General features: G+C 34.9%; 14 protein-coding genes. 12 read left to right on the forward strand and 2 right to left on the reverse strand.

Annotated features, from left to right (window positions below):
• Positions 1 to 186: 186 nt before the first annotated feature.
• From INR75_RS13135 to INR75_RS13155, 5 genes are read left to right on the forward strand one after another with little or no spacing between them, the layout of a single operon-like run.
• Positions 187 to 996 (forward strand): hypothetical protein, encoded by an 810-nt coding sequence (locus INR75_RS13135; protein ID WP_223089128.1) that lies wholly within the window; start codon positions 187 to 189, stop codon positions 994 to 996.
• Positions 997 to 1,045: 49 nt separating this feature from the next.
• On the forward strand, positions 1,046 to 1,405 hold the full coding sequence (locus INR75_RS13140; RefSeq protein ID WP_223089129.1) for a RidA family protein: 360 nt from the start codon (positions 1,046 to 1,048) through the stop codon (positions 1,403 to 1,405).
• Between the two features lie 5 nt (positions 1,406 to 1,410).
• Positions 1,411 to 2,346, forward strand: a complete 936-nt coding sequence (locus INR75_RS13145) for an NADP-dependent oxidoreductase (RefSeq protein ID WP_223089130.1) — start codon at positions 1,411 to 1,413, stop codon at positions 2,344 to 2,346.
• A 7-nt stretch (positions 2,347 to 2,353) separates the two neighbouring features.
• Complete coding sequence (locus tag INR75_RS13150; protein ID WP_223089131.1) at positions 2,354 to 3,262, forward strand: bifunctional helix-turn-helix transcriptional regulator/GNAT family N-acetyltransferase; 909 nt, start codon at positions 2,354 to 2,356, stop codon at positions 3,260 to 3,262.
• Positions 3,263 to 3,295: 33 nt separating this feature from the next.
• Positions 3,296 to 3,772 (forward strand): GNAT family N-acetyltransferase, encoded by a 477-nt coding sequence (locus tag INR75_RS13155; protein ID WP_223089132.1) that lies wholly within the window; start codon positions 3,296 to 3,298, stop codon positions 3,770 to 3,772.
• Between the two features lie 112 nt (positions 3,773 to 3,884).
• On the opposite strand, the gene INR75_RS13160 is transcribed toward INR75_RS13155, so the two are convergent.
• Positions 3,885 to 4,313, reverse strand: a complete 429-nt coding sequence (locus tag INR75_RS13160) for a tRNA (adenine-N(6)-)-methyltransferase (protein ID WP_255584537.1) — start codon at positions 4,311 to 4,313, stop codon at positions 3,885 to 3,887.
• Positions 4,264 to 4,587 carry an NAD-dependent epimerase/dehydratase family protein gene (locus tag INR75_RS13165; protein ID WP_223089133.1) on the reverse strand — a complete coding sequence of 108 codons (324 nt, stop codon included), beginning with the start codon at positions 4,585 to 4,587 and terminating at the stop codon, positions 4,264 to 4,266. The genes INR75_RS13160 and INR75_RS13165 overlap by 50 nt, the downstream gene beginning before the upstream one ends.
• Before the next feature lie 149 nt (positions 4,588 to 4,736).
• Here INR75_RS13165 and INR75_RS13170 point away from each other — a divergent pair, with 149 nt between their 5' ends.
• The 7 genes from INR75_RS13170 (at position 4,737) to INR75_RS13200 (ending at position 11,582) form a co-directional block, all read left to right on the forward strand.
• The gene (locus tag INR75_RS13170; RefSeq protein ID WP_223089134.1) at positions 4,737 to 5,450 is read left to right on the forward strand and encodes a glycosyltransferase; all 714 of its coding nucleotides are present in this window, start codon (positions 4,737 to 4,739) and stop codon (positions 5,448 to 5,450) included.
• A complete protein-coding gene (locus tag INR75_RS13175; RefSeq protein WP_223089135.1) occupies positions 5,447 to 6,076 on the forward strand; it encodes a lipid-A-disaccharide synthase N-terminal domain-containing protein in 630 nt (209 codons plus the stop codon). The genes INR75_RS13170 and INR75_RS13175 overlap by 4 nt, the downstream gene beginning before the upstream one ends.
• 69 nt (positions 6,077 to 6,145) lie before the next feature.
• On the forward strand, positions 6,146 to 7,795 hold the full coding sequence (locus tag INR75_RS13180) for a glycosyltransferase family 39 protein (protein ID WP_223089136.1): 1,650 nt from the start codon (positions 6,146 to 6,148) through the stop codon (positions 7,793 to 7,795).
• A 117-nt stretch (positions 7,796 to 7,912) separates the two neighbouring features.
• The gene (locus INR75_RS13185) at positions 7,913 to 8,356 is read left to right on the forward strand and encodes a phosphatase PAP2 family protein (RefSeq protein ID WP_255584538.1); all 444 of its coding nucleotides are present in this window, start codon (positions 7,913 to 7,915) and stop codon (positions 8,354 to 8,356) included.
• Between the two features lie 442 nt (positions 8,357 to 8,798).
• The gene (locus INR75_RS13190) at positions 8,799 to 9,467 is read left to right on the forward strand and encodes a response regulator transcription factor (RefSeq protein WP_223089137.1); all 669 of its coding nucleotides are present in this window, start codon (positions 8,799 to 8,801) and stop codon (positions 9,465 to 9,467) included.
• Positions 9,464 to 10,840, forward strand: a complete 1,377-nt coding sequence (locus INR75_RS13195; RefSeq protein ID WP_223089138.1) for a cell wall metabolism sensor histidine kinase WalK — start codon at positions 9,464 to 9,466, stop codon at positions 10,838 to 10,840. Before INR75_RS13190 ends, INR75_RS13195 begins: the two co-directional genes overlap by 4 nt.
• 106 nt (positions 10,841 to 10,946) lie before the next feature.
• Positions 10,947 to 11,582: an HD domain-containing protein gene (locus INR75_RS13200; protein WP_223089139.1), complete on the forward strand. Its 636-nt coding sequence runs from the start codon at positions 10,947 to 10,949 to the stop codon at positions 11,580 to 11,582.

Below are 11,582 nucleotides of genomic sequence, written 5' to 3' on the forward strand. Positions count from 1 at the left end.
AAAAAATAAATTTATATCGAAATAAAAATGATACGTATAATTATAATCAAAAGTATTTTCCGCTTATCTTTTTTAGATTAAAGTTCAAATAAGCAATCTAATAAATTAAAAATACTAGTAGGAAATCGCAATCAATTTTTGTTTATGTAAAAATTTACGTAAATTTGCACATAAATAATTGAAGCTATGAAAACAATTCTTTATTTGACAGATCTTTATTTCGAGGCAAATGGAAGAAATTACTATGAAGAGGATCTTTTTATCACCTCAAAACTAAGGGAACACTTCAATATCCTAATTGGTAATCCCCAACAGGCTATTGCCTTTCTGAACAAGGCAGACCTAATTGTATTTAGGAATACTGGAGCTGTGATAGGTTATCAGGAATATTTTGACGGCTTCGTGAAGGCGGTTCAAAAACAAAACATCAACATATTCAATTCCTTTGACGGTAAAGCCGATATCAAGGGAAAACAATACTTATTGGATTTGATGAATACTGAATATCCCGTTATCCCAACCGTGGAGCATATTAAAGAGATTGATACCCTAGGTGATTCCAAAAAGTATATTGTGAAGATTAAAAACGGAGCCGATTCTATTGGGATGGAAATTTTGACCAAGGAAGAAATTTTAAAAGCAAAGCCCGAGGGAAAACTCATACAGCCCTTTCTGGATTTTGAATATGAGGTTTCCTTTTACTATTTGGATGATAAATTTCAATATGCATTGTATGCACCGCAAAAGGAAAAGCGCTGGGATCTTCAGGAATACGACGCAACCCCAGAAGATTTGGATTTTGCCAAGCAATTTATACAGTGGAATAACATCAAAACGGGAATTACCCGAGTGGATGCTTGTAGAATGAAAGATGGTTCCCTGCTTCTGGTTGAACTGGAGGATCTGAACCCATTTCTATCTATTGAACTGCTTTCAGAAGAAAAGCGGAATTCATTTATGGATAATTGGGTAGCGGTATTGAAAAAGCTCACTTAAGCCTTTGGTAACCAGAATTAGTTCAGAACCTTTTAAGATTTTTTAAAAAATGAAAAACAAAGCACCTTTAAGCCCATCGTTGCGAATAGAAAATACGGTTTATATTTCCGGGCAAGTTGGGATCAATCCGCAAACCTCAAAATTGTATAATGCCAGTTTTGAAAACGAGGTAAAGCAAATGATGGACAATCTAAAACTGCAATTGGAAAACAATGGTGGAGGTTTTAATAATTTGGTAAGTGTCATTGTCTATTTAAAAAGTATGAAGGACTATGACACCTTCAACACCATCTACAGTTCTTACTTTGGGGATAAATTTCCAACAAGGACGTGTATCGCCGTATTGGATTTACCACTTGGGGCTTCCGTGGAAATTTCAGGAATAGCTTATGTTTCCCAGAATAAATAGAACGTATGAGAGCAATTGTTTTAAAGAAAAACGGAAATGCCAATCAGCTTAAATATACTGAACTTCCACTGCCGCAGTTAAAGGAAGGCGAAGTGCTTGTACAGGCAAAAGCTATCGGCATAAACCCCATAGACTTAAAGACAAAAAACAGAAAGGGAATCTATTCTATACTACAGAATGAGAATCCACTTATTTTGGGTTGGGAACTTTCGGGGGTGGTCACCCAGTCCCGTTCAGAAAAGTTTGTTGAAGGGGACGAGGTGTTTGGCCTTATAAACTTTCCCGGTCACGGAAAAACCTATGCCGAGTATGTAGCGTGTCCCACTGCTCATTTAGTAAAAAAACCTTCAAACCGTTCCCATTTTGAAGCTGCCGCAACAAGTCTGGCTGGTTTAACTGCGTATCAATCGTTGGTTCATCTCGGAGGATTAAAATCTGGGCAAAAAATCCTGATCCACGCTGCTTCCGGAGGTTTAGGGCATTTTGCCGTTCAGATTGCCAAACATCTGGGTGCCTATGTCGCGGGAACTTCCTCTGAAAAAAACAGGGAATTCCTTTTGGGTCTAGGTGCTGATAAGCATCTCGATTATAAAACCGATGCGTTGGAAAAAGATCATAAAGACTACGATGTTGTCTTGGATACCATTGGTGGAAATACCATTGACCGCTCCATTCCATTAATCAAAAAGGAAGGTGTTCTTATTTCTATTCCATCTGGCAAAAATAATGCAGTCACGGAAAAAGCAACGAAAAATGGAATTAAAGGATTGAAATTCACGGTGAAATCCGATGAGAATGATATGAAGGTAATAGCCGATTATTTACAACAAGGGATTCTAAAGCCACATATTTCAAAAATAGTTGAATTTGATGCTATGGAAGAAGCACACACTCAAATAGCGAGCGGTCATACCGTTGGTAAAGTCATTGTTAGGTTATAAAAATAATATGAACACAATAGAGAAAGCAGGAATATTGGCGATAGCAGCAAAGCTGCAAAATGTATTGGACACCTTGAGAGATGCAGTTAATTTATTTTATCAGGCACACGGTATCAATTTTGAGACCAAATGGTTCCCTCCCATTTATGTGCTGTCCATAGCAAACCAATTGAGTGTAACGGAACTGGCAAAGGAAATAGGATTAAGCCATCCCGCAGCCATTGGGCTATTAAAGGAAATTGAAAAAAATGGGCTTATTTCTTCCGTTAAGGATAGTCGGGATGAACGAAAGCGAAACCTTATGCTCAGTCCTAAAGGTCGTGAAATGGTGTCCGAATTAAAGCCATATTGGGATAGTATTGCCAGCACCCTTTCTGACGTGACAGCCAATCCGCATAATCTTTATATAGCACTTACTGAAGTTGAGATGCGGCTGGATGAAAAGCCCCTTTTGGAAAGGCTCAATGAAAAAGCAGTCCATATTTTGGAGCAGTCCAAAGATAAGGAGTTTACCATCGAAAGATGTGATAATTCATTTGCTCTAAACTTGGCGAAAGCCATACACCGTGAAATATTTTCGTATCCGGTTGACGAAGAAATTAATCTGGATGTTGGGGAAAGCAATCCTACGTATTTTCTAGCCAGTGTCAATGGTTTACCAGCTGGGTACACCGCTATTTACGTTACGGATAGCGAAATGGAAATCGACTCTATTGGAGTGCTGGAACAGTATAGAAATCAAGGTGTCGCTCGGCATTTAATTCAACATATCAAACAGAGTTACCCATCAATGAAACTAATTAAAGCTGTCTGTGAAATCCATCAAAAAAACTTTTTTGAGCATTTAGGCTTTGTGCATAGAAAAGCTGATAAAGAACATAACAGGATAACGATGGAACTTAAAATTGTTTCATAAAAAAGCATCCACAAGCAAAAGAATATTTTTGATATGAAAAGAGAAAAGACCAACGTACAAATAATTCCTTATGAGAATTCTCATAGGGATGCCTTTATGGATATCAATTACCAGTGGCTTACCCAATATTTTGAAGTCACTGCATATGACAAACCTTTTTTTGAGAACCCTCGAAAAGAAATCCTAGATAAAAGCGGCTATATTTTCTTGGCTTCCCTAGAAAATGAAATTGTGGGCTCTGTTGCTTTGGAACGAATAACGGACAAACAATACACCTTGGCTAAAATGGGAGTTAAACCAGGTTTTCAAGGGTTAAGGATTGGGCAGTTATTAATGGATAAAGCCTTGGAAAAAGCTGAGGAATTGAATCTGGAGAGCTTGGTTCTCTATACCAATCATCAATTGTTTCAGGCATTAAATTTGTATAGCAAATATGGTTTTCGGTTTGAGAAACTTGAAAATCCATTGGTTGAGAGGGCGACCATCAAAATGGTAAAGAAATTTGTTTGACCCTGAATTCATTAATTTCTAATATTTTATCATACTCTTTGGTCTTTACTCTCCTTATCAAAAGCAATTAAATAGATATCACATCCTTCTACTAGCGAGATTAGCGTATCGTTCATCTCCCCGGTTGGGATTTTAGCTCCCGATTATTCAATCTTTTCATCACAATCTGTTTAGGTAAAAAATTCCAACAGAAATAACTGCTACTAAAGGTTATCTTATTTCGGTTATCATATTTAATACGCTTATCGAACATCAACAGTTGTAAGTCCCTATCTTTAAACAGCTGTTTGGGCGCGGCATCATTGAGCCAGGTGTTGGTCATTAAAAGGGCAAATGGTTTTCGAAATGAAAGCGCACGTTCAAAAATCAATCTCTTATTGGTAAAAGGAGGATTGGAAATAAGGATGTCCCATTGAGGGGGGTCATAGGTATAAAAATCTTTTCCTTTTGAAATATGGGAGCAGATTACTGGATTCTGTTCGGAAATAAGCTTAACAAACCAACTCTCTTCTGTATCGAACGGGCACCAAATAGCTTTCAAAAGTAGAAGTTTTTGCAATACCTGGTTGAGCAGCACAATGAAAGATATAGTCCAGATTTAAGGGCAGTTTACTTTTAAAATCCTCAGAGCGTAAATCATCTTCTATAATTTGTATACGAAAACTTTTTAAGTGTTGAGCATTTTCTTTTTTGAAGCCAATATTATAGTAAGCAGAAAAATTATCGATACCTAAAATTTCGTGTCCTAATAGATGTAATCTATCTGCAAGATGTGAACCAATAAAACCGGCAATACCAGTTATTAATATTTTCATTTATTTAATTTTATTTCCAAAAAAACATATAAAAACCTTGATTTAAAAGGCTTTGAGACTATATTTTTAAAACAGGCTAATCTTAATAATTGCTTTAGAATCCTTGTTTATTATTGCAAATTATTAAAGTCTATTTTTTAAGTTGAATAATGAATAATACACTTAGCATTGTAGTTCCCGTGTATAATGAACAAGAAAATCTAGGACGGGTTGAAAAGGAACTTCAGGAATATTTTAACTGTGCAAAAGTACCTACAGCCGTATTATTTGTAGATGATGGTTCCCAAGATTTAAGCTTAAGTATCATTAAGAAGATATGTTCAAGAAATCCCGCATTTCACTATATTAGTTTAGATCGAAATTATGGTTTAAGCACCGCTTTGAAAGCTGGATTTGATGCTGTGGGAAGCACATTAATCGGCTATATTGATTCCGACCTACAAACAAGTCCGATGGACTTTAATTTATTGCTGGATTACATTGATACATATGATTTAGTAACAGGCGTGCGTTCTGACAGAAAAGATGCTTTCCTTAAAAAAGTTTCCTCTTTAGTCGCTAATAGTATACGTCGTAGTTTTACACAAGATGGTATGGATGATACTGGCTGCCCGCTTAAAATCATTAAAGCGGATTATGCTAAAAGCATTCCAATGTTTAAGGGACTGCATCGTTTTCTCCCTGCAATGGTTCTTTTACTTAATGGAAAAGTCAAACAAGTACCTGTGCAACATTTCCCACGTATTGCCGGAAAAGCAAAATTTGGTTTAAGAAATCGATTGTTCGGACCTCTAATAGATTGCTTTGCTTATCTATGGATGAAATCTAACTATATTTCATATAAAACTGAGGATAAAGGGTGAATGTTTGGATGATCTACGGTATTGGATTTACGGCTCAAATCTTATTTTCGGGACGTTCTATATTGCAATGGGCACTATCTGAAAAGAATCAACGCGTAATAACCCCAATACTTTTTTGGCGATTAAGTTTAATTGCCTCGTTTCTATTATTTGTTTATGGCTATTTAAGAAATGATTTTGCGATAATGTTAGGTCAGATTTTGACCTATTTTATTTACATACGTAATATGCATTTCCAAAAGCAGTGGTTTAAATTCCCTAAAATTTTACGTTGGTTCTTATATGTATTTCCTTTCATTATTCTTTACATCGGTTATAATAACAAAATTTATGATCGCTCTTTGTTGTTTAATAATGAAAATATTCCCTTGTGGTTATTAGTACTTGGGATTACCGCCCAGATTATATTTACATTACGTTTTGTATATCAGTGGTTTTATAGTGAAAAAAGAAAAGAATCTGTCTTACCTTTAGGGTTTTGGGTACTCAGTTGGATGGGGTCGATACTTATCTTTCTATATGCGTTAATTCGTCAAGATCCGGTATTAATGGCAGGTCACCTTTTAGGAATTTTTCTTTACACCAGAAATATTATGCTATTGAAAAAGGAAAAAAAGCTTCTTTAGAATTTCTTAAGAATCAATTAAAAATTTCATTAGAATTCCTTCTCACATTTGTTTTTATAAAATAAAAATGTGAAGTCAAAAAATATCATAGATCGCTATTATTTATTATTTCTATGTATAGTTTGGATTGTTCTAATAGTTGGCTTAGGAAATTACGGCCTTGCTGAAACCAGTGAAGCACGATATGCAGAAATAAGTCGTGAGATGTTTTTAAGCGGAGACTATTTAAATCCTAAACTCCTCGGTATATTCCATTTTCATAAACCGCCCATTACCTATTACATTACTACTTTGGGCTATCGTATTTTTGGGGTTAATGAGTTTGGTGCTCGTTTTTTTCTCCAGATAGCTATAGTTATTCAGTTAGTATTAGTTTATCGTCTAGCAAATTTACTCTATAAGGATAAGCGTATTGCCTTTATGGCCGGATTGATTTATTTTTCATTTCCAATAGTTTTAATTTCAAGTCGAAACCTAACTACTGATGCGTTTCTGACTACGTTAGTTATAGGTTCTGTATATTGTTGGCAGGTGTATGAAGATAAAACCAAAATAGGATTTCTTTATCTGTTTTATACACTTATAGGTATTGCATTATTGACCAAGGGACCTGTAGCCTTATTGTTTATTCTGACCTACATTATCATCAGAAAATTGCTCTACAAAGGCAGCATAAAGATGACTCTTCATCATATTATTGGTTTTTTATTATGTTTTTCGGTAAGTGTAAGTTGGTATATAGCAATAATTGTAGAGCATCCTAAAATTTGGGATTATTTTATTCACAAACAAATTCTGGGAAGAATCACAGGAAATGCGTATAGTGAAAGGTCGAAACCATTCTGGTATTACTTGCCAATTTTGCTTGGTCTACTATTACCTTGGTGTTTGTCACTACTTCCTCATTTAAAAAATTTAAAATCTCTTTTTCCAAAGCAGAAGGAAACCAAAGTATTAATATATGCAAGTACCATTTCAGTTTTTTTATTTTCTGCATTTAGTACCAAATTGATACTGTATATCTTACCAGTGTTTTGGATGATAGCGATAAGTATTGCAGCAATGTTGCCCAAGATTTCCCAGGCTTCTAAAAATATAGTCAACATTACCTACGCCGGATTAATCTTAGCTCTAGTAATAGGTTTGTTTATTAGTAGGGTGTATATATCGGAAATGGAATATATATCTGTAAAAACTCTAATAATTGCATTTATTTCTCTTATTGTTTTTGGGGTAATTTATTACGCTATTGATACTACCAAGGATTATAAACCGGCCGTATTAGCTGCGGTTTTTGGGGGCGTTATTATTAGTATTTCGACCTCTTTTATGACAAATCACACTCCTATAATAAATTCCACCAAGGATATGGTGAAATTCATAGACCACGTTTCTAAAGAAAAGGACAAAACTATTATCGTCTATGATTATTTACTTAGTTCTATACCTTTTTATACAGATGATAAACATATTACCCTTAAATATTCAAGCAACACCACCCAAAGGGAAACTCAATTTGAAGAAAATAATGCTTATCAAGAACGACTTTGGGATTTAAATGAGAAAACGGAGCTATATAAGCTGTTGGAAACTTCTAAAAAGCAATCAACTTATCTTCTAGTTAGAAATAAACGTGATTTAGATAAAAAATTTAAAGCCGTTAAGGATAGTTTTGATCATCAAAAACATTTTGAAAAATGGACACTATACTATAACTAAAATAGGTGTCTTTAGATTCCCTTTAGATTTCCTTAAACATTCAAAAAGAATAGTACATCACCTTTGTCACTGTGGCTCGGAGCCGATGGGATGAGAATTAATTTTTAATAACACTGAATGTACAATTATTTGCGACCTATAAAATCAAAATCATCAATTGTAGCAGTTATCATTGTATGCCTGCTTTTGTTTTCACAATATACGTTTGCGCAAGATACTAGTGAAACAACACCGCAAGTAGGTACAGTTCAGAAAATAGGGGATGTTGTATTAATAGCACTACCTGCTGTAACTTTAGGTACTAGCTTTATTATTGGAGATAATGAAGGAGCCTGGGAGTTTACTAAAGGATTAGTGTTGACCGAAGCTGTAACCTATGGTCTGAAGCTTGGTATTAATAAACAACGTCCAGATAGAAGTAACGATAACTCATTTCCTTCGGGTCATACTTCTACGGTTTTTCATAGTGCTGGGTATATCCATCGCCGCTATGGATTTAAGTATAGCATTCCAGCCTATGCTTTGGCAGGGTTTTACCGCTGCCAGTCGGATAGACTCTAAAAAGCACGATATATTAGATGTTATTGCGGGTGCAGCTATAGGCTTAGGGGCTAATTTGATTTTTACTACAGAATATAGCCAAGAACATATGGAACTTACATATGACTATTTTGACGGGAATCACCTAATAGGCTTCAGTTACAAATTTTAATTTATTTATATTAATAAAATTTATAACAGATAAACCAAATACGTGAAATCAATGTAAATGTATGGATGGAAAGATTTGATAAGTTTCCAAAACACATGTGTTAAATAATATCTTTTGTAATTCATAACTTTATCTAGACCCTTATGAAAATACAAGAATTTTCCTTTAGAGTTGTTCGAAAATTTTTTGATGTCAGGTATTAGAATATTAGTTCGAATAAGAATTAAATCTACTTATTATCTTAAATTTTAAAAAAGGATAGGTATTTTTAAATGAGCAAATGAAATAATTATGAGAATTCTAATTGTAGAAGACGAGACTGGTATCTCTGGATTTTTAAAACAGGGCTTAGAAGAAGAATCCTTTATTGTTGATATTTCAGATAATGGTAAAAAAGGATTAGAAATGGCACTTACCTCTAAATACGATCTTTTACTTTTAGATTGGATGCTCCCTGGTTTAAGCGGTATAGAAATTTGCCGGCAGTTTAGAAAAGATGATAAAGAAACCCCGGTAATCTTTTTAACGGCTAAAGATACTGTTGACGAAACTATATTTGGTTTACAAAGCGGTGCCAACGATTATATAAAAAAACCATTTCATTTTGAAGAACTGCTAGAGCGAATTAAAGTACAGTTACGCCCAAAATCTGGAGATCATACCATTTTTACTTTAGGTCCCATAGAGCTTAATACAGTTACACACCAGGCTTTTAAAGATGGTAAAGAAGTTAGTCTTACACTTAAAGAGTTTGCTTTACTCGAATATTTAATTAGAAACAAAGAGCGTGTGTGCACGCGAACCAAGATTATCGAAAAAGTATGGGATATTAATTTTAGTTACAACACGGGGGTGATCGATGTTTACATTAATGCCTTGCGCCGTAAACTTAATTTAGATCAAGACGAAAATTATATTCAAACGGTTAGGGGAGTTGGCTACATTGCCAAAGAATTATGAAGCTAAGTTTTAAAGATCGTATTGCTTTTTATTATATGCTGGCCACTGCGCTAATAGTGGCTTTTGCCTTTCTGATTGTTTTTATTTTGGTAAAACAAACCGTTTACCAGCAATTAGATAATGATCTGCATTACGAGGCGACCATGCACTTGCAGGAAACTACCTTAGAAAAAGGAAAACCGGTTTTTTGGGACAAAGCCGAATGGGAAGAGCGCGAACACAATGAAGTTCAGGTAAATCCGGTTTTTGTACAGGTTATGGATAGCACTGGTGAAATTATTACCGATAAATCACCCAATCTTAAAGAATATCGATTACCATTTTATAAAGAAAAAGAAGATAACGAGCATTACAATGCATATTTAGAGGATGAACTAATAAGGCAAATCCAAGTACCTGTAAAAATGGATGGTAAAGTTTATGGTTACATTATCACAGCCATGTCTTTTGAAGGTTCGCAGGACGTAATTACAGGTTTAGCGTGGATTCTTATTTTGTGTTACCCGCTTATATTAATTGGCTTATTTTTTATTTCGAGATTACTGGCGGGACGAAGTATAAAACCAATTCAAGAAATCACGCAAACGACGAATCTTATTAGTCGGGATCATCTTAACGAGCGGGTAAGTTTACCCGAAAATCAGGACGAACTTTACGAGCTTTCACTATCTATAAACAGTCTTTTAGATCGTGTAGAACAGGCCATTGAAAGAGAACGCCAGTTTACCAGTGATGCTTCGCACGAGTTAAGAACACCTATTTCTTCGATTAGAGGAACTTTAGAAGTTCTAATTAGAAAGGAAAGAACCAGGGAAGATTACGAAAATAAGATTAACTACAGCCTGGATGAAATCGATAGGATGAGTCTTATTATCGAGCAACTTTTATTTTTAGCCAGAAACGACGAAAATCAAAAATTAGAGAATGCCCGTCAAGTCGAAATTATTTCCCTTATCGATGAGGTACTCAACGAACATAGTTTAAAACTGAAACAAAAAAATATTCAACTGGTTCTTGACGCTGAAGATGTTAACGAATTTTTGGTGCATTATTACTATGGTTATGCCATCCTGAATAATGTTGTTGAAAATGCAATAAAATATGCCTATCCAAATTCAAAATTAATCATCGAGCTAAAGCTGAAAAACTCTAGGGCTGTAGTAAAGGTTATTGACGAAGGGATAGGAATCAAAGAAGCCGATATTGGTAAAATTTTCAATCCATTTTTTAGGTCTGAAGGTTTAGATCATAAAGACATTAAAGGTACTGGTTTAGGACTTTCAATAGTACAAAAAGCTGCACAGGCCATTGGTGCACAAATAGAGGTTAGCAGTATTAAGCACAAAGGCACCACTTTCACGATATATTTTTAAGCAAATCTTAAGGAAAGACTCAGTTTATCTTTAGATACACCCTTTACTTTTAGTGTATTATAAAGGTGGATATGGTATAGAATTACTTTAACTAAATTTTTGATATATGTTGATTGATGAAGTAAAATCGCATTGTGAAACCCTACTTTCTTCACAATGCTGTAAAGAAATGTCTTTTCATAATCTGGAGCATACACGTGATGTAGTAAGCAATATCGAGACCATTGGCAAATCGATGGGGCTGTCTTCAGCCTTTTTAGAACCGGTAATTATCGCAGGATGGTTTCACGATACCGGATTCTTAAAATGTTACAAAGAACACGAAGAATTTAGCATTTCACTGGCACATCAATTTTTGGTAGCTAAGAATTGGCCTGCTGAAAAGATTGAAATGGTAAGCAGTTGCATTCGATCTACCCACATGCCGCAAACGCCAAGTTGTCTAGAAGCAGAAATTCTATGTGATGCCGATATTTTTCACCTGGGAACTTCAAAATTTATCACTCGTAATAAGCTTTTAAGGAAGGAATGGGAAGAGAAGCTTCAGGAGCATTATTGCGAGGAAACCTGGCTTCAGTTAAATATTCAATTTCTTAGGAAGCAGCATTTTTTTACCCGCTACGGAAAAACAATTCTGGAGCAGGGAAAAAATCAGAATATCAAATTTTTACAAAATAAATTGGAACAAATCACAAAGTCGGCTTCAACAAAAATCAATGCCGATTTTACCCAAAATCGATAA

It is taken from the genome of Zunongwangia sp. SCSIO 43204 (assembly GCF_019904275.1).
GTDB classification, from domain to species: Bacteria; Bacteroidota; Bacteroidia; order Flavobacteriales; family Flavobacteriaceae; genus Zunongwangia; species Zunongwangia mangrovi.